This is a genomic window from Acidobacteriaceae bacterium, assembly GCA_035944135.1.
Classification (GTDB): domain Bacteria; phylum Acidobacteriota; class Terriglobia; order Terriglobales; family Acidobacteriaceae; genus Granulicella.
Genome location: DASZBM010000010.1, coordinates 937,292 through 958,984, shown reverse-complemented (window position 1 = coordinate 958,984; position 21,693 = coordinate 937,292). Strand labels below are relative to the sequence as shown.

Below are 21,693 nucleotides of genomic sequence, written 5' to 3'. Positions count from 1 at the left end.
ACTTCACACGCTCTTCCTGCAGCTTGTCGATCGCGACACGCTTCTTACGCTGGTCCTTGGCCTTCAGATTCATCTCCTCAAGCTCTTCATACGACAGCTCGAGAAAGTTGCGGTATTCGCTCGACATAGCACTCCTTGGGGCAGTCATGGCTGCCAATAGATTTTGGGTGGGGTGGAGATCCGCTGTGGCTATGTCCGGGCGTCGCGGGCCGTACTTGCGCCACAAATAAAAATTAGCAGAAAGAGCCGTCAAGTACCACGGCGGATTCCGCGAAAGGGCGCTGCTGATGCCAAAGAGCGCGCAAGAGGGATTTTCACGGACGGGCGCGATTCGTTTGGCGGCTTCGCATGTGATAATTTTCCTTGGGGCGAACGCGCTGTTCGCTATCTCGCCGGTCGGCCAACTCTGGCAAGCGGACACATCTGGAGGAACATTCATTGGGCAAGGACATGGTCCCCAAGCGCCTTTTTTTCACGAAGGGCGTTGGTAAACACAAGGAGCGTTTGACCTCCTTCGAATTGGCGCTTCGTGATGCAGGCATCGCTGCGCAAAATCTGGTGCGCGTGTCATCTATCTTTCCGCCACAGTGCAAACTCGTGACGCGCAAGGAAGGGCTGAAGTATCTGCATCCCGGCGAGGTGGTGTTTGCGGTCGTCGCGGAGAACTCGACGCGCGAGCCGCACCGGCTGGTGGTGAGCTCGATTGGCGTTGCGATCCCGACGGACAAAAACACCTACGGCTATCTGAGCGAGCACCACAGCTTCGGCGAGACAGAAGAGCAGGCCGGCGACTACGCTGAAGAGCTCGCCGCAGAGATGCTGGCGACGACGCTGGACGTTGAGTTCGATCCGGATAAGGGCTGGGACGAGAAGAAAGAGATCTATCGGATGTCGGACAAGATCGTCCGCACGGCAAACGTGACGCAGTCTGCCGTCGGCGATAAGAACGGCCGCTGGACGACAACGATCGCCGCGGCGATTCTGATCTTCGACGACAAGTAATTTCAGCGCAGGAGAAAAGAGAGGCGCTGGTCCCAAGCCAGCGCCTTTTGCTGTTTTCAAGTTTTGATATGATAGTCACATTGAGGTGACCACATGAGGAGCGCGAAAAAAGTTCAAGCGAAAACCGCACGCTCGCGCGCTGCTAATCGCCTGGACGAGCAACCGGTCGCTGCCGCCAAGGCGAAAGCGGAGTTCCTCGGCCTCATCGAGCGCGTCAGCACCGAACGCCGTCCGGTGACAATCACCAAACGGGGAAAACCCCTTGTTCAGATCGTCCCTATAGATAGCCGTATCATCGATGATCCCTTCGGCTGCATGAAAGGGTCCGTCAAGGTCGTGGGCGATATCGTCGGACCCGAGCCCGACCTTTGGGAAGCGATGGCATGATCCTGCTCGACTCCCACACTTTCGTGTGGCTGGCCGGCGGAGATAAGCGGCTGGGCTCGGAAGCACGAAGGCTTATCCGCGAAGCATTCCGCGACGACTCTCTTTATCTTTCCCCAATCTCGCTCTGGGAGATCAGTTTGAAGACGTCTCGCGGGAAGATGCTTCTAGATCGACCGTTGCGCCCATGGATGAACGATGCACTTCGTCTCACACGAGCCCGTCTGGTTCCCATCACGCCGGAAATAGCGATCGAGTGTGCCGAGCTTCCTGCCGAATTCCACGGCGATCCCGCAGACCGCATCATTGCATCGACCGCCCGAGTAGCTTCCCTGCAGCTCCTGACGGATGACGGCAAGCTTCTTGACCTGGCCAGCAAAGGTTATTTCCGCGCACAGCGCATCTGAGGTGCATTTATGCAGAACTCCACTCGCGTTGCGTTAATTCAGATGGGTTGCGAGGCCTCGACCGAGGCGAACCTCGCCAAAGCTGTCGATCGCGTGCGCGAAGCAGCGAAAAACGGCGCTCGCCTGATCTGTCTTCCCGAGTTGTTTCGAGCTCAATACTTCTGCCAGCGCGAGGACCATGCGCTGTTCGATATCGCCGAGCCGATTCCGGGTCCATCGACAAAGGCGCTGAGCGAAGTAGTTCGTGAGCACAAGCTCGTCGTCATCGCGAGCCTCTTCGAACGCCGCACAGCAGGGCTGTATCACAACACCGCCGCGGTGCTCGATTATGCAGGAGACGCGGCGAAGGACAACGTCGTCTCGCTCTATCGCAAGATGCACATCCCCGATGATCCGCTCTACTACGAGAAGTTTTACTTCACACCAGGCGATCTCGGATTCCAGGCGCAGCGGACTTCTGCCGGTCCGATTGGAACACTAGTCTGCTGGGATCAGTGGTATCCGGAAGGCGCGCGCGTCACCGCACTGAAAGGCGCAGAGACGCTGTTCTTCCCTACTGCCATCGGCTGGCACCCCAGCGAAAAGCAGGAGTTTGGCGAGCGCCAGTACGACGCCTGGCAGACGATTCAACGCGCGCACGCAATCGCAAATGGCGTCTTCGTTTGCGCGGTCAACCGCGTGGGGCACGAGCATGGCGACGTGCAGCTCCCGGATGGAACGACGCTCAAAGGCCCGGAAGGCGCCGGGCTGGAGTTCTGGGGCGGGTCGTTTATCGCGGACCCGTTCGGCAGGATTCTGACCCGGGCCTCGCATGACCGGGAAGAGATTCTGTACGCGGAGCTTGACCCGAGAGAGGTCGAAGTGACGCGCCAACACTGGCCGTTCCTGCGCGACCGCCGGATCGATGCCTACGGCGGGATCACGAGCCGGTTTCTGGATTAGAGGGTTTCGCAAGATCAATTTTCCAGTTTGAAACTGTTTCCAAGTCACGTTCGTACCGTGTATAAAGCGAACGCCGGGTGAAATCTTCCTTTGCGCTGCCTTGAACTGAGCGCGGGATGTTTTCCGCGGCGAAGCATTTACCGGAGCGTACTCAACGTGAACATCCCCATTCGCCGTCTTGCCGTCACCTTCGCTGCTCTCTTCGCTTTTTCCGCTGCGGGCCTCGCACAGCGTGAACCGCTCAAGCCGAGTGGCACGGGCGCAGTCCCTCCGCGCACATGGGTGGACAAGGACACGGGTCATCGCGTTTGGCGCATGACGGACGAGCCCGGCTCTTCCGGTTTCTACTTCAACATCAATGCATACACCCCTGATCTGAAGACGATGATCTATACAGCGCCGGACGGCATTCACGGGCTCGATCTGGCGACGCGCAGGACGTGGCTCATCGTTCCGAATCCCCCGCGTCCCGCGGACGAGACGAACCAGCAGTTCCGGTTTGGCGGTGTGCACGCGATCATCGCGGGTCACAAGACCAACTCCGTGTTTTTCAGCAAGGCCGATCCGCAGACGCATGTTGTTTCGCTCTACAAGGCGGACGTTTATAGCAAAGAGGTGACGAAGCTCTGCGATCTTCCGCGCGGGATGAGCGTCGCGACGATCAACGCCGATGAGACACTCGGCGCCGGCACGATCTTCGACCACCCGGAGTCTGCCACAGATTACGGACAGAATCGCGTGAACCCGAAGGGCCAGGCCGGTCCGCTGGTGCAGCCGCTGAACAAGGGCCAGATGATGGAGCAGCGGCTGGCTGCGCACATTCCGCTCACGCTCTACACGATCAATCTGCAGACCGGGAAACTGTTTCCGCTCCTGCATTCGACGGACTGGGTCAATCACCTGCTGTTCTCGCCGAGCGATCCCACGCTGCTGATGTACTGCCACGAAGGCCCATGGCAGAAGGTGGACCGCATCTGGATGATCCACACCGACGGCACGCACAACACGCTGATTCACAAGCGGCGCATCGCGATGGAGATTGCCGGGCACGAGTTCTGGGGGCTCGACGGCAAGACGATCTGGTACGACTGGCAGCCCATCAAGGGGCAGGATTTCTATCTCGCCGGTTACGATCTCGCCAACGGCCGCCGCACGGCCTACCACATGGAACGCAACGACTGGTCGATTCACTTCAACCTGACGAAGGACCTCGATCTCTTCTGCGGCGATGGCGGTGATCCAGGCCAGGTCGCGAAGGCTCCAGACGGCGAGTGGATCGAGCTGTTTCACCCGCACCTCGTCAACACGACGGGCGCGATCAACGATCCGGATTTCTTCCAGCCCGGCTACTTCACGAGCGAGCACCTTGTGAATATGGCCTGGCACGACTATCACCAGGAGCCGAACGTGCGCTTCTCGCCCAATAAGAAGATGGTCTTCTTTACGAGCAATATGTTTGGGCCGGAGTACGTGATCGGCGTCGAGGTCGACAAGGCCGTGAACCCTAAGCCGAGCGAGATCCTCTCCACACCGGAGCTGGCGAAGAAGTACAACCCGCATGTGCCGGTGGACACGAAGGCGATCGCGAAGTAGACCGAGCACTAATGAGTGCGCCGTTCGCTTTCGCGGGCCGCGTTTTCATTTCGCCTGCATGTTCGCACGGTCTTGTTCTGCGAAAATAGACATGAATGTCGCAACCGGAAAATAACCGCTATCGTATGCCCGCTGAGTGGGCTCCGCATGCTGCAACCTGGATAGCCTGGCCGCACAATCCTGAGGACTGGCCGAAGAAATTTCAGCCGATCCCCTGGGTCTACTGCGAGATCGTGCGCTGGCTTTCGGGCGTTGAGGATGTGCACATCCTCGTGAACGATGCCGCGGCGGAGAAGCGTGCCTACGGCATGCTGAAGCGGCAGGGCGCGAACCTGGCGCGCCTGCATTTTCACCCCTGGGCGACGGATCGCGTATGGCTCCGCGATTCCGGTCCGATTTTTGTGAAGAACTCAGACGGCAACCTCGCCATCACGAACTGGCGCTTCAATGCGTGGGCCAAATACGACAACTGGCACAACGATGACCAGATCCCGGAGCACGTCGCGAAGCTCTACGGCATGCGCAGCTTCGAGCCACACGTGAAGCTTGCCGACGGCACCGAGCAGAGGCTCGTCCTCGAAGGTGGAAGCATCGACACCAACGGCGCGGGCGTTCTGCTCACAACTGAGGAGTGCCTGCTGAGCGACGTGCAGCAGCGCAATCCGGGCATCTCGCGGGAGCAGCTCGAAAGCGCGTTCGCAGAGTATCTCGGGATTGAGAAGGTGATCTGGCTGAACCGCGGATGCGCGGGTGACGACACGCACGGCCACGTTGATGACATCACCCGCTTCGTCGCCGAGAACACCATCCTCACCGCGGTCGAAGAGAATACGGCGGACGAGAATCATCTTCCGCTCGCCGAGAATCTCGAACGCCTGCACGCAGCGCGCAACCTGCGCGGTGAGCCGTTCACCATCAAAAGACTGCCGATGCCCGCGCCTGTCATCTTCGAAGGACAGCGGCTGCCTGCAAGCTACGCGAACTTCTACATTGCAAATGGATTGGTATTGGTCCCCACCTTCAACGACCCCAACGATCGCATCGCGCTCAACACCATCGCCGATTGCTTCCCCGACCGCGTCGTGACCGGCATCCACTGCACCGATTTCATCTGGGGCCTGGGCGCGCTGCACTGCATGACCCAACAGGAGCCCGCGTAGCGTTCCACGCAATACCACGCTCGGCCATTGCCTAACTTGAGACCCGCCCTGCTTGCACAGGCCGGGCGGTCAATAAACTGGCTTTGATGTCCCGGTTTTCTTCGCTTTCGTTTGTTGTCGGCGCATTGGGTCTCGGCCTGCTTTGCGGGTGTGAAGTCCCTGTCAACCTGCCGGGCCATGCAGACAGCTCGCCCGTTTCGAGTGGCGCGCTGGAAACCCACTACTCGCCGACCGAAAACCTCGAGCACTACGACCTGGCCCTCCTGCGCTCAGCGCACAAGTCCATCGATCTATGCGGCTTCAGCTTCACCGACGAGGCCGTCGGAGATGCGATCACCAGCGCAGCCCGGCGCGGCGTGCGGGTTCGTGTGTATCTCGACCGCAGCCAATCGGACGACGAGCTGGAGCGCGCGGCGAAGCACGACGGCGCACCGAGGCCGACCGCCCGGAAGCGCGACGTCCAATTTGCGGATGGATTCTTCGACGAGCAGGACGTCCCCGACGCAACCACCGAAGCGGTGATTGCGCGCCTTGCGGCGACGCCAAACGTCGAGGTCAGGATCAAGCACTCGCGCGTGCTGATGCACCTGAAGTCCTATGCCGTGGACGGCCAGACGCTGCGTTCCGGCAGCGCGAACTTCTCTCCCAGCGCGCTGAAGCGCCAGGACAACGATCTCGTGCTGACGCGGGATGCAGCCAGCGTGCGGCGATTTGAGCTCGATTTCAACCAGCTCTGGGCACGGCCGGATAACGAGCACCTGCAACCGCAGTCATAGCCATCCCATAATCTATTTGTAAATGAGTTCTCTTCCCTCTTCGGCGCGCCTGTCTGACGCAGCGCTCATGCAGCTCGCCATCGAACAGGCCCGCGCTGCCGAGGCTGCCGGGGAGGTCCCCGTCGGCGCAATCGTCGTCGCGCCGGACGGATTCACCATCGTCGGGCGTGGATGGAATCGCGTGATCCAGGACAACGATCCCACCGCGCACTGCGAAATTGTGGCGATGCGCGAGGCTGGCCGTGCTCTCGGAAATTACCGGCTCACAGGATGCACGCTCGTCTGCACGCTCGAGCCCTGCTCCATGTGCGCGGGCGCAATTCTGCATGCCCGCATCGCGCGGTTGCTCTACGCCGCGCGCGATCCTAAGGCCGGGGCCTGCGGCAGCGTGCTCAGCGTGATGAACCATCCAGCACTGAATCATCGCGTTGAAGTCGTGGAAGGCGTCTTGGCAGAGGAGTGCGGGACGATGCTGAGTGATTTCTTTCGTCGCCGCCGAGCCAACGCAGGCACCGTCTAAACGGCATCACACTCTGTCATGGAGGCAAAGCCATGGCAACCAGAAGCGCCCGCACGTCTCACGCAAAGTCGCCCGCCAAGCGATCCTCTTCCAGCTCCACGGCGAAGAGGACCTATCCAACCAAACCTGGAAAGCGCTCCACCACACCACCCTCGCGCCGCTGGTCGGCAAAGGTAAAGACGGATTCGACGAAGCCGGGCCCGGGCCTCTTCAAAAAATCTGCAAAGGAGATTGCCGAAGGCCTGTCCAAGAAGTCCGTATCCCCCAAGGGACCAGGCCAGGCGATGCAGATGCTCAGCTTCTACGAGAACCGCGGCGGCAAGAACCTGTCCAGCGAGCGCAAGCACACTCTCGAGAATGCCAAAGACATTCTCCGTGAGAAGGAAGGCAAGAGCTCTTCGCGACCCCACAGCCGCAGCACAAGCAGTTCGAGAAGCAAAAGCAGTTCGGCAGCTAAGAGCGGATCGAAGCGTAAATCCACCGCAAGCTCACACTCGCGGCGCTCGACAAAGAAGTCGAGCTGACACTCAAAGAAAAGGCGACTTGAACGATGGCCGGAAGATTTGACGGAAAAGTAGCGGTAGTGACCGGATCATCTTCCGGCATCGGACAGGCGATTGCGGTTCGGTTGGCGAGCGAGGGCGCGGCTGTGGTCATCGACTACCGCAGCCGTGACCAGGGCGCGGCCGATACCGAAAACATGATCAAGTCCAAAGATCCACAGGCGAAGTTCATCACCGTGATGGCCGACGTGACGAAGGTCGCCGACACTAACAATCTGATCGAGCAGGCGTGGTCGCAGCTCGGCGGATGCGACATCCTCGTCAACAACGCAGGCGTTGAAAAGGGTGCGAACTTCTGGGACGTGACGGAAGAGGACTACGACATGGTCCTCGACGTAAATCTCAAAGGCGTCTTCTTTCTCACGCAGGCATTCGTTCGCAAACTGCGCGATGCGAAAAAGCCCGGCCGCGTCATCAACATCTCATCGGTGCACGAGGACATGGTGTTCCCACACTTCCCCACCTACTGCGCGTCCAAGGGCGGACTGCGCATGCTGATGCGGGACCTCGCGGTAGAGCTCGGTCCGCTTGGCATCACGGTGAACAATGTCGCCCCGGGAGCGATCATCACACCCATCAACAAGTCGCTCCTGGACGACAAGAGCAAGCTGGATCCACTGCTCAGAAACATCCCGCTGGGGCGCATGGGAACGTCGGACGAGGTGGCCGGGCTGGTGGCCTGGCTGGCCTCAGACGAAGCAGCGTATGTCACTGGATCAACGTACTTTATCGACGGGGGCCTCATTCGCAACTATCACGAACAATAGGCGGAGGGCGTCGTCTATGCCGGATCGGAGAGAATAGCTATATGGGGCTTGTTGTTTACTCTGCTGACTGGTGCCGCGACTGCCGCGAGGCCAAGCGGTTTCTAACCAAACACTCGATTGCATACCACGAGATCGACATCGAACGCACGCCCGGCGCGGCGGAGGAAGTGATCCGCCACACCGGCAAACGCGCCATTCCACAATTCGTGCTCGATGGCAGGTGGATTCAGCCGTACAGGCCCGGACGCGGATTCCTTCACGCCGAGATGGCAGAGCTGTTCGGCGTCACAAACGACTAGCTCAGGCCGTCCCCGCGCTTTCCGTGCCCACCGACATCTGCGTCGACGGCGCCGCACTGTGATTCACAGCTCGAATCGAATGAATGAGCCGGTCACTCAGCCGCTCGAGCTCCTGGATATGCTCCGCAACCAGCGAGCGGAGAAGCTGATCGCCTGTAGGTGTGAGCTTGATGATGGAGCGGCGCAGGTCGCGTTCGTCCGTATGACGACGCACGAGTCCTGCACGTTCGGCGCGGTCGACAAGCTCGACGGTGCTGTTGTGGCGCAGAACCATCCGGTCGGCGAGATAGCTGACAGAAGCGGGCTGGCTGGGGGGCGCGGCAGCGATCACCTGCAGAAGTTGATACTGCTGCGCCTGAATGCCGTGGCGCTCTGATGAGATCTCGCTGAAGCTTAGGAATTGCCGCAACTGGAAACGAAATTCCGCGAGTTCCCTCAGCCGTGGAATCTCTGCATTACCGTTGCTTCCGTTCTCTTCCATAAGCTGCCCCTCCATTCTATCGGGCGACGATTTGCGAATTACATCTCCAACTGCAGGTACGGCTACACTGGAGAAGGCGTTCCGTTGAAGGGCCCTTGTGGCTGCGATATTAGCCGGGGAGCTCTGAGTTGGCAACGCTTTAGGTTCCATAACATCCTCCTCACCTTATCCTTGGAGTCCCGATGATCCCCCGCTACACCCGCCCGCAGATGGCCTCCGTTTGGTCCGAGCACAGCCGCTTTGAAAACTGGCTGCGGGTCGAACTGGCGGCGACCGAAACGCTCGCTCGAGCAGGAATTGTTCCGGCCGAGGCTGCGGCTGCGATACGTGCACGAGCTAGCTTCACCGTAGAACGCATTCACGAACTTGAATGTGATCTGCGTCACGACGTATTGGCCTTCACCACAGCGGTGGCGGAAAAAGTGGGCCCTGAAGCTCGCTGGCTGCACTACGGTCTCACCTCCACCGACGTTGTCGATACGGCGCAGGCACTCGCTCTTCGTCAGGCTTCCAGTTTGATTCGTTTTGGCATTGTGCGACTTCGCGACGTTTTGCGCAAGCGTGCAATTGAGTTCAAACACACGCCGACGATCGGCCGCACGCACGGAGTTCATGCAGAACCAACGACTTTCGGGCTGAAATTGCTCCTTTGGTACTCCGAGATAAATCGGAACCTGCGAAGGTTCGACGCTGCCGCCGAAGACCTCCGCGTGGGCAAACTTTCAGGCGCCGTCGGCACTTTCGGCCACCTGGAGCCGGAACATGAGGCCGCCATCCTCAAGGAACTGGAGCTCCGTCCGGCGGCCATTGCAACGCAAGTCCTGCAGCGCGACCGCCACGCCGCATATCTGTGTACGCTCGCCGTACTTTGCTCCACGCTGGACAAGATCGCCACGGAGGTGCGGCACCTGCAACGCACCGAGGTCCGAGAGGCCGAGGAGTTCTTCTCTGCCAAGCAGAAGGGCTCGAGCGCGATGCCGCACAAGCGAAACCCCATTACCGCCGAGCAGATCTCTGGCCTCGCGCGAGTGGTGCGTGCCAATGCGCAGGTCGGCCTTGAAGACGTCGCATTGTGGCACGAGCGCGACATCTCGCACTCGTCCGCGGAACGTGTAGTCCTGCCGGATTCAACGACTCTGACCGACTATCTTCTCGACAAAACGGCGACCATGATCGAGCGGTTGCTCGTCTACCCCGCGAGGATGCTGCGCAATCTCGAGTCGACCCACGGACTCGTCTACTCAGGGCAGCTCCTTCTGGAACTCGCCGGCTCCGGTATGAGCCGCGAAGACGCCTACCGGCTCGTTCAAGGCCACGCCATGGACGCCTGGACGAACGAGAAGAATTTCCGCGAGCTCGTACAAAACGATCCCGAAATTACAACGCGGCTTTCCAACGAGCAGCTTGCAGAGGTGTTCAACTATCGCCGGCAGTTGAGAAACGTAGACACGATCTTCGAGCGTGTATTAGCCGAGGACGCCGACCTGGATTAAGCCAGCTCGCAACCTGATGCGCCAATCAGCGCGCTGACGACGGCTCCTCGGCCGGTGTGCTCAGGCATGAATCCACGTCGAAGTCTTCATCCTCCGCGCTGTAGAGCAGCACGGCGTAGCCTGCGACCTCGACATACAGACACGACTCGCACAGCCGCCGCCCTGTCAGTGCCAGAAAGCGCTTCAAATCAGGCAGCTTGCCATCGTCGTGCAGCGCCACCGTGAACTCGCGGTGCTCGCCGTACGACTGGCTTCCGTCCTCCTCGCGCCAATATCCTGAGACCGTTCCCGACGTCACGGTGTAGCCGCCGAAATGTTCTACCAGGTACACGTGGACAGACTGCTCGATCGTGCCCCCACCAGAGCACGGCTCCTTCAGCTTGAGCGAAGGCAGCAGGAAGCGGACGTTCTTTCCGAGTGGTTGTTCGCGAAGGTTCATCTTCACCCGAATCCACTCATAGGATGACACAACGCCAGCCTGCGAAGGGCTCGGATCTCAGTTGTTTCCAGCAGGAACGAACAGCTCCGAGGGAATCCGCTCCGACGGATCAGGAATCCGGGTATCCACCGCCGGCGGCGGACCCTGGGGAGTCATGAGGTTCAAAGGCAGCGGAGTCCGCATCGCCACGCCCGAGGGCGTCGGCAGCGGCAATGACGGTGGCGACACATGCTCCAGCGCGTCGACGTCCGCCGATTCTTCCGCGCCTACCGCCGTCTGCCGCAGGTCAAGCACCGGCGCGTTCCGCGGCATGTCAAAACGCCCGTGCCCCATATACGCGACGAATACGATCCCCGTGACCACAGGCGACAGCACGACGAGGGGAACGCCATAGCGCTTCAGCAGGCTCTCCGTCACGCCCTGCACACCATACGACCGCGGTATGGAACCCGGCACCTGCGGAATCCTGAAGACTTGAAAATCCACACCCGGGTGCTTGGAGGCATAGTGCGTCAGCGCGCGCGCCACCGACTTCGGCGTCGTCAGCCCGAAGTCCGCGACGAAGTTGCGCCGGATCGCGTGCGGATACAAAAGATTGATCGTGGTTCGCGCAAAATCCGCACAGTTCCGGAAAGCCCCGTTGTAATGTTCCACATTGTGGCGATCATTGAAGATCGCAATCAGGCGCGCATCCTGCTCCGGGGTCGTCGCCAGGCTGAAGCCATAGATCGTGCGGTCGTAGGCTGAGCCCGCCAGCTCATACCAGTTCCCCTCCGGCGTGCCTCCATTCGGCAAATCCGGCGCAACTGACTCCAGCGCGTGCCGCCGATACAGGTCCCGCAGCAGGGTCTCCTGCTCCCGGTTCATCGTCTGCGGAATGTCGGCCGGCGACTCCACAGCGTACAGGTACGGCAGCAGCGGAACGGCGATCCAGTCATGATTCGTGATGCCGTCATACCGGCTGATCACCACGCCCAGCTCACCCGGCGCGCACGGACGAAGCTGGACGGGACTGGCCGCGCACACATGATCCAGGTAAAGCGCGGCATGGCCAGTAGGATTCACCACCCCCAGCCCGCCATACGGCTGCTCCAGCAGCAACGACACGGACGCGTGCGCCGGAATTGCCGCCACAATCAACAGGGCAATCGCGAGGGAGACGCCTCGCGCGAGGCGCTGAATCAAACACGCTCCCAGGCCCATTTCCGGGGTAGCGGCGCGGGGGGGCGCTTTGCTGCGACGGAATTCTGCCATAAAAAAGTTAACCGTAAGTCGAGGCAAATGTCGCTGCGACTTTTTCCAGAAAGGCCCAAAAGCTCCTTCCGGACGTAGATAATGACGCAGGAACTGGTTAGAAAGTGGACAAACCTCTGCGAATTTTGACTTTAGCCGTGACCGGCGCAAGCGGCTCGGTGCTTGCTATTGAGATGCTGCGCGCCTTGGCCGCTGACGACCGAGTCGGCCGGGTACACCTCATTATCTCACCCGGCGCCCTTCGAGTGCTAGCCGAGGAGACCGGAATCAATGGCCGCAAGTCATTGACAGACAAGCTACTTGGAGGAAAGTCCAAGGATCAGGCCACGCACAAGATCGTCCACCATGCGCATGAGGACATCGGGGCTCCGATCGCCAGTGGATCCTACCCCTGCGACGCCATGATCGTGCTTCCCTGCTCCATGGGCACGCTGGCCGGCATCGCCCACGGGATAGCCGGAAACCTCGTGGAACGAGCCGCCGACGTCTGCCTCAAGGAGAAGCGGCGGCTGGTGCTCTGTGTCCGCGAGACGCCTCTGAACCTCATCCACATCCGCAACATGGCTGCGGCCGCCGAGGCCGGAGCCACCATTTTCCCGGTGATCCCCACCTTCTACAACGAGCCCAAAACCACCGACGACATCGCCCGGAACTTTGTCCACCGGGTGCTGCAGCACGTCGGGCTGCCGCAGTCCGACGCGTTCGTCTGGGGAGCCGATTCGCATTCCGAGTAGCCACGAACGCTTCCAGTCGGCGCCTCGCTGACCTGCTGACTCGCTGGTCTTAATGCATCGACTGCAGCGTGCGAACGCTGCCCGTCGGCACCGGATTCGCCTTCAGGAAATCCGCCGTCGCCTGCGCCGCACGCGCCGAGCAGCGGTTCGGCGCCAGGTGGCCGCAACCCGCAAGAATATCGAGTTCGGAAGACGGAACGAGCTGGTGCATCTGCTGCCCAACGGAGAGCGGAATCAGCTTATCGTCCGCTCCCCACACGATAAGCAGCGGCTCGGACAACGAAGAGACCCGGTTGGTGAGAAGGTCATTTTCAGTCATCGAGCTTAGGTTCTTGTCGACCGTCCACTGCATGTTCTGGATCGCGCGAAGAAGATCGCGGCGAACGTAATTCGGAATCGGCTTCGCATCCGGCTCCATCACGGAGAACAGGCGCTGCACGTCATCCGTCGTCTGTGGCTCGAACAGCTTCCTCGGCTCGCTGATATTGAAGCGAAGACCGGCCGGATCATAGACCACAACCCGGTCGACGACGTCGGGGTGATCCAGCGCAAGCTTCAGGGCGATCCACCCACCCATCGACCAGCCGCCAACGTCGGTCTTTTGCAGGCCCAGCGCTTGAATAAAGTCATAGACAAACTTTGTCTCGCCGTTGACGGAGTAATCGCCATCCTGCGGCTTCGGAGAGCGGCCATAGCCGAGCAGATCCGGCGCGTACACGTGGAAGCCGGCACGCTTCAGGCGCTTCAGCATCGGCGCCCAGGCCTCATCGCGATCGCCGAGACCATGAACCAGAACAATCGGAGTTCCGCCGCCGGGAATGCGCGGCTCGGCCTCGTAGTAGTGCACCCGGCCTTCGGGTGTCAGCACATAGTTGCTCTGCACATGCGACAGGAACAGGCCGAAATGCGTCGCCTGCCTCGTGACCCAGATAGGACGCACGAAAAACGCAACCGCCAGCAGAACTGCCAGCACCAATACGGCAAGCACAATACGGCCCAGCGTTCTCATCGGGGTAACGCAACTCCTCTTCCGCGTCTCTCTTGGATTCAATGTACAACCCAGAGGTCCCCGGCGTGCGAGCAGGAATCTCCGTCTACCCTCTACCCGTTATCCTCTACCCTTTGTCACTAGCGGTACGGCTTGCCGAACTCCTCGGCGAAGACCGTGTGTGCGATATCGAAGCGTCCGCCGTTGAACTTGTCCGGTCCTTTGAGATGTCCGATGGCGAGCAGAGCCACGACCCAGTAGCTCATCGGCAGGCGCAGCGTCTCGCACACCTTGCTCTGCTCAAAGCCCTCCATCGGTGCCGTGTCATAGCCCAGCACCTCGGCCATCAGCATCATGGACGTGAATGCCAGCATCACCTGCTTATTCAGCCACGCCGTCATCTGGTCGTGCGAAAAGCTGGAAAGATACGCCGGGACGCTGGTCGCGGCCTGCGCTGCATAGCTCTCCGGCATGCCTGCTGCACGCCCCATCCGCAGCATCTCATCCAGGTCGCGCCGCCAACCATCGCGATCTCCGCAAGCCACAATCACTGCCGACGCCTCTTCCACCTTGGCCTGGTTGTAGCTCGCCGCCCGCAGCCGTCGCCGCTGCTCCGGGTGCTGCACCACGATGAAGCGCCATGGCTGCATGTTGTACCCACTCGGAGCATTCAGGCCGGCTTCGAGGATCTGCCGGAGGTCGCCGGGAGGAATCGGCTCTCCGTCGAAGCTGGGCGTCGCCCGCCGCTGGCGAATCGCTTCGGCGAGCGATCTTGGTGCATTGGCCATTTCTTTCATTCCTCCACGCGAATTGCGCTCTTGAGCATATTAGCCGCAAACACGCCCTAGAGAACGGTACCGCCTAGAGCATTTCTCCTGAAGGTGCCGTCAAGGCGAATACCGTCGGTGCGTTTTCTCTCAAAGAAAACGACCTCCGCAGATTTCTGACGAACGATGGTGTCAGGAGACATGCTTTAGTGAATCTCGGCAAAGTTAAGTTCGGTCGCGAAAGGAGTCTGTCCTGTAACTTCCGCGAACACGGTAACACCGGAGAAGCCTTCGCGGAGCTCAGGATGCGCGGTAAGCAGGGCCGACGCAGCCGCTACATTCCGAACATGCGCCGCATCGCCGCCGAGTGCGGAATCAGCGCGATACCGCAGCACCAGATCAACACCTTTACCGTCGTCCGTCACCGCACTTCCTAGCGAAGTGAGATGAAATTCGGAGCCATCCCTGGCTTTGATCACCAGTGGATTCTCCGCGCTGATGCCATCGCTCAGCTCGCCCGGCGCGTTGTTGCGGCGCTCGCTGCGAAGCTGATCGAGGTGCGTCGTGCTCACAAAGTTTGCCGGCCGCAGAAGCTGGTCTGCCTCTCCATAGAGCACCCACGCCAGCCACTTCTTGCCGGCCTTCGCATCCGCCCGCGCCGTCGTCCAGTACCACAGGCCGTCGTGCCCGGCCGCCGTACGCGGGTGGGGATAGAAGCCCGCCATCTTCCACGCGCTTCCCTGCTGGACAAGCAGCACCGGAAGCAGCCACGGACGCTCACCCTCAGCCTCGACAATCGCGAAGGAGTAGATGCCTGGCGGAAGTCCCGGGATCACGAAATCCACCTCGGACGCACTGCCCGACAACGCGCAGGCGAAGTCCGCCTCGGAGTTGTCCCCTGCCTTGCGAGCGCTGGCATCCAGGCGATAGACCTGCGCCACGCGAAGCGTATCGGCGGCGATTGCTGCCGAGGTCTGGTGGAGCACGAAAGCAGTCGTGTCGAAGTTGGAGGAGATGTCAGGCGTGCTCATCGAGCGCACGCGCTCGGCATCATTTGCCTTGACAGCCGTTGCGAGCGCCAGCGCGTCGTTCGCTATGGTTTGGCGCACGTCGCCGGACATCGCGGACTGCGTGGTGCAGGTGGAGGGCTCCGATTGAGCAAACGCCTGAAACGCGATGCAGAGACCCGCAACGGCCAGCAAACAAAGGGAACGATTGGCTCCAAGACCAGTGGCTCCAGGACGAGCCGGAAGAATTCGGGGGCCGTTACTAAGCACGTCGCGCAGAGGAGGTCTCCTGAGGAAGTCGCTCGGCTGCCTCAGCATACGGGCGCACACCGCCTTGCGTCCAGCAGCGGGCCAATGGTCAAAGCCGGAGCGTATTCTGAACGCGATGCCGCTTTTCGAGCTACCTCCGCCTCGCAGTCCACGTCCCATTAGAACGATGTGGTGCAGAACGATGGGGTTTGCGTACAGAGCAGCGGTGCCGTGGAAGTGGATGATTGCCGGCCTGTGCAGCGTTGCGATTGCGGCAGGCGCGCAAACGGGTTCAAGGCTCCCGGCGAATCCACCCACGTCGATGTTGAACCAGAGTTCGATGCCCCCGATCGCCGCCGCTCCAGGTGGAGCGAACCAGCAGCAGCGGCACCGCGCACGCGTGATCTATACCGACGGAATGCTGCAAATTCGTGCCGATAATTCGAGTTTGAACCAGATTTTGCGCGATATTTCGCGCCAAACCGGCATGAAAATCATCGGCGGCGTAGCGGATCAGCGCGTTTATGGCAGTTATGGCCCGGCGCCCGCAGCAACTGTGCTCCAAACGCTCCTCGACGGCACAAACACCAACATGTTGCTGCAGGAAACGCTGGATCACACTCCCGAGCAGTTAGTGTTATCGCCCCGAAGCGGAGGGGCCACACCGCCCGGACCAGGCTCCGCCAGCTACGACGTGACCGAGACCGAACCGGAGCTCCCACTGCCCGGCGCAGCGCAGCCCTCGCAGCCTGCACAGCCGGTCGCGACGACGAACACGACACCTGCACCATCAACTCCACCGAGCATGCCGCAGCCGGCGAATAATGTGCTCGGAAGTCCAAACAACGTTTCGCCAACCGCATCGACGCTGCCGGTCACGAACTCGGTTCCGGTGAATACGTTGCCGACGCCCTCGACGGCGCAGCCGGTCAGCGGGATTGTGGACGCACCGAATCCGCCGCCTGCCGGGAGCACGACCGAGGGGTTTACGAGCCAGACGACGAACGGCAACCCGAACACGGCACCGCCGGCAACGGCTACAAGCGGGGCGAAGACGCCGCAGGAGATTTACGAGGAATTGAAACAACTGCAGCAACAGCCAGCGAAGACAAATCCGCAGGCAAATCCACAGGGATCCTCAGCGCCGCAGTAGCGTGGGATTTCGCCTTTTGTTCCACGTGGAACAGTTAAATGCGGCCGGCGCAGATTATGTGCGCGCGGATTATGCAGGTTCAGATTTGGTGGAGCTAGATCTCGGCCTTGGCGGGGGCAGCGGCGGTGTGCACGGTTGCGGCGGTGCGGCCGGCCATAACGTGAAAAAATCCGAGGCAAACGCCGTAGGCCGCAAGGACGCCGAACGCCAGCGAAGCAAGAATTGCGCAACCTAACATCAACGTGATCAGCATCTTGAGGTCCTTCCAGCCTGTCCCCGCAAAAAGCCTGCGGTGAGGTGGCCCGCTGCGGCGTTCAACCGTTTGACGTGCCAGCCACAGACAAGTCTGAGGCTTACAGTTCGCCGTGTCTCTGGAAAACTAGCACCCACTATTGGCGACCGCGATTCCCCGACCGCGTTATGACGTGCGTGTGCGACTCGTGTACGACCAAAGGCATGTGCGGGGATGGGTGTGGCGGCCTGGAAGAAAGACAAAAGCAGATCCCCTACGGGGATGACAACCAAAAAAGCAAAGACGATCAAGCCCGCGAAGACGGCAAGGGCGCCACTGGATCGGCGCCGAGCGGGTGACTTATCGGAGGAAGGGCGGCGGAGCTTGTATCCTAGGAAGATGGCCGGAAACGGCCAATGCACGCCTATGAGTCTCACTCACATCCATGTGCGCGGCGCCCGGCAGCACAATCTGCGGGACGTGTCGGTATCGATCCCACGGAATTCGCTGACCGTGGTGACGGGGCTGTCCGGTTCGGGCAAGAGCTCACTTGCGTTCGACACCATCTATGCGGAAGGCCAGCGCCGGTACGTGGAGACGCTCTCGGCGTACGCACGGCAGTTTCTGGACCAGATGGAGCGGCCGGATGTCGACTCGATTGAGGGCCTGAGCCCAGCGATTTCAATTGAGCAGAAGACGACGTCGCGGAGCCCGCGTTCGACCGTGGGCACGATCACCGAGATTTATGACTATCTCCGGCTGCTATGGGCGAGCGTGGGCCAGCCGCATTGCCCGAACTGCCACCGGCCGATTTCGAGACAGAGCGCGGACCAGATTGTGGCGCAGATCGTGGAGCGCAACCAGACCGAATCGCCGGGTGAGCGGATTACGGTGCTGGCGCCGGTGGTGCGGGGGCGCAAGGGCGAGTTTCGCGAGGAGCTGGAGGCGCTGGACAAGAAGGGCTACCGCGTCCGGATCGATGGCGAGATCACCGAGGTCGAAGAGGGGATGCGGCTCGAGAAGCGCAAGAACCACACGGTCGAGGCGATTGTCGACCGCATCATTTTGAAGCCGGTGCCCGGCGAGCCGGGCGCGAGCGGACGCGCACCACTGGATACGCGGCGGCTGCAGGCGGCGGTGATGACGGCGCTGCAGTTGGCGAATGGGCTGGTGCTGATTGGATTGCAGGCGCCGGGTGGGGAGTATCACGAGACTCTGTTCAGCTCGTCAATGGCGTGCCCGGACTGTGGGATCAACGTGCCGAAACTGGAGCCGAGGAGTTTCAGCTTCAACTCGGCATATGGCGCTTGCCCGGAGTGCCACGGGCTGGGGTCGATCTATGACTTCGATCCGGCGAAGACGATTGCGGACTGGTCGAAACCGCTGCTCGATGGCGCAATGGGGCCGGGTTCCGCGTCGCAATATCTGGTGCGGCTGATCAAGCTGGCGGCGGACAAGTACAAGATCAATTTGAAGCGGCCGTTTCAGGAGCTGACGAAGGCTGACCAGGAGCTGTTGCTGTACGGTCCGCCGCGTCCTGAGGCTGCGAGAACCGGTTTTCACGGCATTATTCCGTGGCTGCGCGACACCCTGGAGGAGACGAAGTCCGAAGGCTATCGCGAGTACATGATGCAGTACATGTCGGCGACGGAGTGCCCGCGCTGCCACGGGCGAAGGCTGCGGCCGGAGTCGCTGGCGGTGACGATCCCGATTGCGGATGCGGCGGAGCATCCGCCGGTGAATCGCGAGGATCGCGATGTGGAACCGATAGGTTCGCCGAATTCCCGCAAATCGGTTTCGATTGCGGACTTCACGGCGTTGTCGCTGGAGCGGGCGATGATGGGTGCGCGGTCGATGGTGTTCGTCGGGCGCGACAAGTTGATTGCAGACCGGCTGCAGCGCGAGATCATCGAGCGGCTGGAATTTTTGAATGCGGTGGGGCTTGGGTATCTGTCGCTGGATCGCAGTGCGGCGACGCTGAGCGGAGGCGAGGGCCAGAGAATTCGCTTAGCCACGCAGATTGGATCGCGCCTCCGAGGTGTGTTGTATGTGCTGGATGAGCCTTCGATTGGGCTGCACCAGCGCGACAATCAGCGGTTGATTACGGCACTCGAGAATTTGCGGAACCTGGGCAACACCGTGCTCGTTGTGGAGCATGATGAGGACACGATTCGCAAGGCGGATTATGTGCTCGACCTGGGGCCGGGCGCAGGAAAGAACGGCGGAGAGCTGATCGCCGCGGGAACGCCTGCGGAGATCATGGCGAATCCGGCGTCCGTGACCGGCAAGTATCTTTCGGGCGAGATCGATATTGTGACGCGCCCGAGCGCAGCGCCAAGGCCGGTGACGGGACGCTGGCTTTCGGTGCAGGATGCGCGCTCGCACAATCTGCAGAACGTTGACGCGCACTTCCCTCTCGGCGTGATGACGGTGGTGACGGGTGTCAGCGGGTCGGGCAAGTCGACGCTGGTGAACGACATTTTGTATCGCGCGCTGGCGAAGGAGCTGTACGGCTCGCGTGAGGACCCGGGCGAGCACAAGGCGATCCACGGTATCGAGCAGCTGGATAAGGTGATCCAGATCGATCAGTCGCCGATTGGCCGAACGCCGCGGTCCAATCCTGCGACGTATACAGGTGTGTTCACGGCGATTCGCGATCTGTTTGCGATGCTGCCGGAGTCGCGCGAGCGCGGGTATAAGCCGGGGCGGTTCAGTTTCAACGTGCAGGGCGGACGGTGTGAGGCGTGCCAGGGCGAAGGACAGCGCCGGATTGAGATGAACTTTCTGCCGGATGTGTATGTCCTTTGCGATGTGTGCAACGGGCGGCGCTACAACCAGGAGACGCTGAGCGTTAAGTTCAACGGCTACTCCATCGCGGACATTCTGGATCTGCCGATTGAGGATGCGCTGCCGATTCTGAAGGACATTCCGGCGGTGAATCAGAAGCTGCAAACGCTGGTGGATGTCGGGCTTGGCTATGTGCACCTGGGGCAATCGGCGACCACGTTGTCCGGTGGCGAAGCCCAGCGGATGAAGCTGGCCAAAGAGCTGAGCAAACGGCAGACAGGCAAGACGCTGTATCTGCTGGATGAACCGACGACGGGGTTGCACTTTGACGACGTGCGGCGGCTGCTGGAGGTGCTGCACCGACTGACGGACCTTGGCAATACGGTCATCATTATCGAGCACAATCTGGACATTATTCGGAATGCCGACTATCTGATCGACCTGGGACCGGAGGGTGGCGAGGGCGGCGGAAAGATTGTTGCGCAGGGGCCGCCGGAGGTCGTCGCTATGACGAAAGAGTCACATACGGGGCAGTTCCTGGCGCGCTACTATGAGGGCGCGGAGAATGAACATGGCAGAGTGACGCTGCCGCCAACGGAGCTTCCGGATCTGGCGAAAAAGACGCCGAAAGCGAAGCGTGCTGCGCCGGAAAAGAAGACTGGAGTGCCAACGCCGTCGAAGAAGAAACCGGAGGCTGCACCGGCGAAACGGGCCACGAAGAAGAGAGCAGCAAAGGCGCCGGCGGAGCAGGAACTGGTGTCAACGCGATAACGCTTTATGAGTCCTTTGACCACATCTGAGGTAGGCGCACCGAAGGCGCTGGATATCCAGCACGATACCGATCCTGCGCGCGATCACGGCCCGGCGAAGCATATTCCGCATATCGGGCATGCACTGTTGTTCTTCATCATTGCTTATTCGAGCCTCGGAACTTGCACGTTCATTGTTCTCGCCTCGGCGCACCTCCATACGATGGAGCAGTTCAAGGCTCATCCGGGATTGCAGGTCCTCGGTGAGGCGATCTCGTATCTGGTGACGCTCGGGATCGCGTGGATTCTCTTCGCGAAGTTGTGGGATCGATCCTTCCTGTCGGGCATCGAGTGGAACGTTCTGGCGGCGAAGAGGTGGTGGTACTGGATCATGGCCGGGGCCGCGATGATGAGCGGGCTGGCCCAGTTTGGAGATCGGTTTGTCTCGGAGCCGAAGACGTCGGAGCTCCAACAGATTTTGAGCACAACACACGGCGCATGGCTGATGAGCGCTATGGCCGTCTTGCTCGCGCCGCTCGCGGAGGAAATCGCCTTTCGCGGGTTTCTTCTGCCGGCACTCGCCATCGCTTACGACTGGCTGGCGCTGGAACGAACGCCTGCGGGGTTGCAGCGCTGGCAAAGCTCGACGCTGCACAGCCGCGCGGCGCTCATCTTTGCCGCGATCTTTTCCAGTGTTCCATTCGCGCTGATGCATGAGGGGCAGTTGGAGCACGCATGGGGAGCGCTCGGGATCTTGTACTGTGTCAGTCTGGTGCTTTCTTTCGTGCGGATCCGGCTGAACTCCGTTGCAGCGTCCGCGCTGATGCATGCGACCTATAACTTCACTGTTTTTGTCGTTCTGTTCTTTGGGACGGACGGCTACAGGCACATGGACAAGCTTCTGCGCTGAAGCGAGCGTTGGCAGGCGAACGGCCGCTGAGTCTTTT

The 21,693-nt window shown here is 60.7% G+C and carries 23 protein-coding genes; 16 read left to right on the top strand and 7 right to left on the bottom strand.

All coding sequences use genetic code 11. From position 1 onward, the window contains the following. Positions 1-450 precede the first annotated feature (450 nt). The 11 genes from VGU25_18500 to VGU25_18450 all read left to right on the top strand — a co-directional run bounded on the left by VGU25_18500 (position 451) and on the right by VGU25_18450 (position 8,413). Positions 451-1,002 (top strand): arginine decarboxylase, pyruvoyl-dependent, encoded by a 552-nt coding sequence (locus VGU25_18500; protein HEV2579204.1) that lies wholly within the window; start codon positions 451-453, stop codon positions 1,000-1,002. A gap of 93 nt (positions 1,003-1,095) precedes the next feature. Continuing rightward, positions 1,096-1,389 carry a type II toxin-antitoxin system prevent-host-death family antitoxin gene (locus VGU25_18495; protein ID HEV2579203.1) on the top strand — a complete coding sequence of 98 codons (294 nt, stop codon included), beginning with the start codon at positions 1,096-1,098 and terminating at the stop codon, positions 1,387-1,389. Continuing rightward, positions 1,386-1,793: a type II toxin-antitoxin system VapC family toxin gene (locus tag VGU25_18490; GenBank protein ID HEV2579202.1), complete on the top strand. Its 408-nt coding sequence runs from the start codon at positions 1,386-1,388 to the stop codon at positions 1,791-1,793. Before VGU25_18495 ends, VGU25_18490 begins: the two co-directional genes overlap by 4 nt. 9 nt (positions 1,794-1,802) lie before the next feature. Next, the gene (locus tag VGU25_18485; GenBank protein HEV2579201.1) at positions 1,803-2,735 is read left to right on the top strand and encodes a carbon-nitrogen hydrolase; all 933 of its coding nucleotides are present in this window, start codon (positions 1,803-1,805) and stop codon (positions 2,733-2,735) included. A 156-nt stretch (positions 2,736-2,891) separates the two neighbouring features. Further along, entirely contained in the window at positions 2,892-4,328 is a 1,437-nt protein-coding gene (locus VGU25_18480) for an oligogalacturonate lyase family protein (protein HEV2579200.1), read from the top strand. Between the two features lie 95 nt (positions 4,329-4,423). Then, on the top strand, positions 4,424-5,488 hold the full coding sequence (locus VGU25_18475) for an agmatine deiminase family protein (protein ID HEV2579199.1): 1,065 nt from the start codon (positions 4,424-4,426) through the stop codon (positions 5,486-5,488). 86 nt (positions 5,489-5,574) lie between these two features. Continuing rightward, on the top strand, positions 5,575-6,264 hold the full coding sequence (locus VGU25_18470; GenBank protein ID HEV2579198.1) for a phospholipase D-like domain-containing protein: 690 nt from the start codon (positions 5,575-5,577) through the stop codon (positions 6,262-6,264). A 22-nt stretch (positions 6,265-6,286) separates the two neighbouring features. Continuing rightward, a complete protein-coding gene (tadA, locus tag VGU25_18465) occupies positions 6,287-6,784 on the top strand; it encodes a tRNA adenosine(34) deaminase TadA (protein HEV2579197.1) in 498 nt (165 codons plus the stop codon). A 32-nt stretch (positions 6,785-6,816) separates the two neighbouring features. Continuing rightward, complete coding sequence (locus tag VGU25_18460) at positions 6,817-7,308, top strand: DUF3175 domain-containing protein (GenBank protein HEV2579196.1); 492 nt, start codon at positions 6,817-6,819, stop codon at positions 7,306-7,308. A 26-nt stretch (positions 7,309-7,334) separates the two neighbouring features. Then, positions 7,335-8,114, top strand: coding sequence for a glucose 1-dehydrogenase (locus VGU25_18455; protein HEV2579195.1), 780 nt, complete (start codon positions 7,335-7,337; stop codon positions 8,112-8,114). A 41-nt stretch (positions 8,115-8,155) separates the two neighbouring features. Beyond that, complete coding sequence (locus VGU25_18450; protein ID HEV2579194.1) at positions 8,156-8,413, top strand: glutaredoxin family protein; 258 nt, start codon at positions 8,156-8,158, stop codon at positions 8,411-8,413. A gap of 1 nt (position 8,414) precedes the next feature. On the opposite strand, the gene VGU25_18445 is transcribed toward VGU25_18450, so the two are convergent. After that, entirely contained in the window at positions 8,415-8,894 is a 480-nt protein-coding gene (locus tag VGU25_18445) for a MarR family transcriptional regulator (GenBank protein ID HEV2579193.1), read from the bottom strand. Between the two features lie 182 nt (positions 8,895-9,076). Here VGU25_18445 and purB point away from each other — a divergent pair, with 182 nt between their 5' ends. Then, a complete protein-coding gene (purB, locus tag VGU25_18440) occupies positions 9,077-10,387 on the top strand; it encodes an adenylosuccinate lyase (GenBank protein ID HEV2579192.1) in 1,311 nt (436 codons plus the stop codon). Between the two features lie 25 nt (positions 10,388-10,412). Here purB and VGU25_18435 read toward each other — a convergent pair whose 3' ends face one another. Together VGU25_18435 and VGU25_18430 are read right to left on the bottom strand one after the other, a co-directional pair. Continuing rightward, complete coding sequence (locus VGU25_18435) at positions 10,413-10,826, bottom strand: hypothetical protein (protein HEV2579191.1); 414 nt, start codon at positions 10,824-10,826, stop codon at positions 10,413-10,415. A gap of 57 nt (positions 10,827-10,883) precedes the next feature. Next, positions 10,884-12,011: a hypothetical protein gene (locus tag VGU25_18430; protein HEV2579190.1), complete on the bottom strand. Its 1,128-nt coding sequence runs from the start codon at positions 12,009-12,011 to the stop codon at positions 10,884-10,886. Between the two features lie 173 nt (positions 12,012-12,184). Here VGU25_18430 and VGU25_18425 point away from each other — a divergent pair, with 173 nt between their 5' ends. After that, on the top strand, positions 12,185-12,814 hold the full coding sequence (locus VGU25_18425) for a UbiX family flavin prenyltransferase (GenBank protein ID HEV2579189.1): 630 nt from the start codon (positions 12,185-12,187) through the stop codon (positions 12,812-12,814). A gap of 49 nt (positions 12,815-12,863) precedes the next feature. On the opposite strand, the gene VGU25_18420 is transcribed toward VGU25_18425, so the two are convergent. The 3 genes from VGU25_18420 to VGU25_18410 form a co-directional block, all read right to left on the bottom strand. After that, the gene (locus VGU25_18420) at positions 12,864-13,823 is read right to left on the bottom strand and encodes an alpha/beta hydrolase (GenBank protein ID HEV2579188.1); all 960 of its coding nucleotides are present in this window, start codon (positions 13,821-13,823) and stop codon (positions 12,864-12,866) included. A gap of 119 nt (positions 13,824-13,942) precedes the next feature. Further along, positions 13,943-14,590, bottom strand: a complete 648-nt coding sequence (locus VGU25_18415) for a nitroreductase family protein (protein ID HEV2579187.1) — start codon at positions 14,588-14,590, stop codon at positions 13,943-13,945. A gap of 185 nt (positions 14,591-14,775) precedes the next feature. Continuing rightward, positions 14,776-15,690 carry a hypothetical protein gene (locus tag VGU25_18410; protein ID HEV2579186.1) on the bottom strand — a complete coding sequence of 305 codons (915 nt, stop codon included), beginning with the start codon at positions 15,688-15,690 and terminating at the stop codon, positions 14,776-14,778. A 337-nt stretch (positions 15,691-16,027) separates the two neighbouring features. Between VGU25_18410 and VGU25_18405 the strand changes: the two genes are divergently transcribed. After that, entirely contained in the window at positions 16,028-16,978 is a 951-nt protein-coding gene (locus VGU25_18405) for a hypothetical protein (GenBank protein HEV2579185.1), read from the top strand. A gap of 94 nt (positions 16,979-17,072) precedes the next feature. On the opposite strand, the gene VGU25_18400 is transcribed toward VGU25_18405, so the two are convergent. After that, the gene (locus tag VGU25_18400; GenBank protein ID HEV2579184.1) at positions 17,073-17,231 is read right to left on the bottom strand and encodes a hypothetical protein; all 159 of its coding nucleotides are present in this window, start codon (positions 17,229-17,231) and stop codon (positions 17,073-17,075) included. A 405-nt stretch (positions 17,232-17,636) separates the two neighbouring features. Between VGU25_18400 and uvrA the strand changes: the two genes are divergently transcribed. Beyond that, entirely contained in the window at positions 17,637-20,768 is a 3,132-nt protein-coding gene (uvrA, locus tag VGU25_18395) for an excinuclease ABC subunit UvrA (GenBank protein ID HEV2579183.1), read from the top strand. Positions 20,769-20,783: 15 nt separating this feature from the next. Then, complete coding sequence (locus tag VGU25_18390; GenBank protein HEV2579182.1) at positions 20,784-21,656, top strand: CPBP family intramembrane glutamic endopeptidase; 873 nt, start codon at positions 20,784-20,786, stop codon at positions 21,654-21,656. The last annotated feature ends 37 nt before the right edge of the window (positions 21,657-21,693 follow it).

Coding starts and splice junctions, on each gene's coding strand:
- VGU25_18485 (HEV2579201.1), top strand. CDS start 1,803: ATGCAGAACTCCACTCGCGTTGCGTTAATTCAGATGGGTTGCGAGGCC.
- VGU25_18445 (HEV2579193.1), bottom strand. CDS start 8,894: ATGGAAGAGAACGGAAGCAACGGTAATGCAGAGATTCCACGGCTGAGG.
- VGU25_18415 (HEV2579187.1), bottom strand. CDS start 14,590: ATGGCCAATGCACCAAGATCGCTCGCCGAAGCGATTCGCCAGCGGCGG.
- VGU25_18495 (HEV2579203.1), top strand. CDS start 1,096: ATGAGGAGCGCGAAAAAAGTTCAAGCGAAAACCGCACGCTCGCGCGCT.
- VGU25_18405 (HEV2579185.1), top strand. CDS start 16,028: ATGGGGTTTGCGTACAGAGCAGCGGTGCCGTGGAAGTGGATGATTGCC.
- VGU25_18455 (HEV2579195.1), top strand. CDS start 7,335: ATGGCCGGAAGATTTGACGGAAAAGTAGCGGTAGTGACCGGATCATCT.
- purB (HEV2579192.1), top strand. CDS start 9,077: ATGATCCCCCGCTACACCCGCCCGCAGATGGCCTCCGTTTGGTCCGAG.
- tadA (HEV2579197.1), top strand. CDS start 6,287: ATGAGTTCTCTTCCCTCTTCGGCGCGCCTGTCTGACGCAGCGCTCATG.
- VGU25_18410 (HEV2579186.1), bottom strand. CDS start 15,690: ATGTCCGGCGACGTGCGCCAAACCATAGCGAACGACGCGCTGGCGCTC.
- uvrA (HEV2579183.1), top strand. CDS start 17,637: ATGAGTCTCACTCACATCCATGTGCGCGGCGCCCGGCAGCACAATCTG.
- VGU25_18460 (HEV2579196.1), top strand. CDS start 6,817: ATGGCAACCAGAAGCGCCCGCACGTCTCACGCAAAGTCGCCCGCCAAG.
- VGU25_18500 (HEV2579204.1), top strand. CDS start 451: ATGGTCCCCAAGCGCCTTTTTTTCACGAAGGGCGTTGGTAAACACAAG.
- VGU25_18470 (HEV2579198.1), top strand. CDS start 5,575: ATGTCCCGGTTTTCTTCGCTTTCGTTTGTTGTCGGCGCATTGGGTCTC.
- VGU25_18400 (HEV2579184.1), bottom strand. CDS start 17,231: ATGCTGATCACGTTGATGTTAGGTTGCGCAATTCTTGCTTCGCTGGCG.
- VGU25_18450 (HEV2579194.1), top strand. CDS start 8,156: ATGGGGCTTGTTGTTTACTCTGCTGACTGGTGCCGCGACTGCCGCGAG.
- VGU25_18475 (HEV2579199.1), top strand. CDS start 4,424: ATGTCGCAACCGGAAAATAACCGCTATCGTATGCCCGCTGAGTGGGCT.
- VGU25_18490 (HEV2579202.1), top strand. CDS start 1,386: ATGATCCTGCTCGACTCCCACACTTTCGTGTGGCTGGCCGGCGGAGAT.
- VGU25_18435 (HEV2579191.1), bottom strand. CDS start 10,826: ATGAACCTTCGCGAACAACCACTCGGAAAGAACGTCCGCTTCCTGCTG.
- VGU25_18420 (HEV2579188.1), bottom strand. CDS start 13,823: ATGAGAACGCTGGGCCGTATTGTGCTTGCCGTATTGGTGCTGGCAGTT.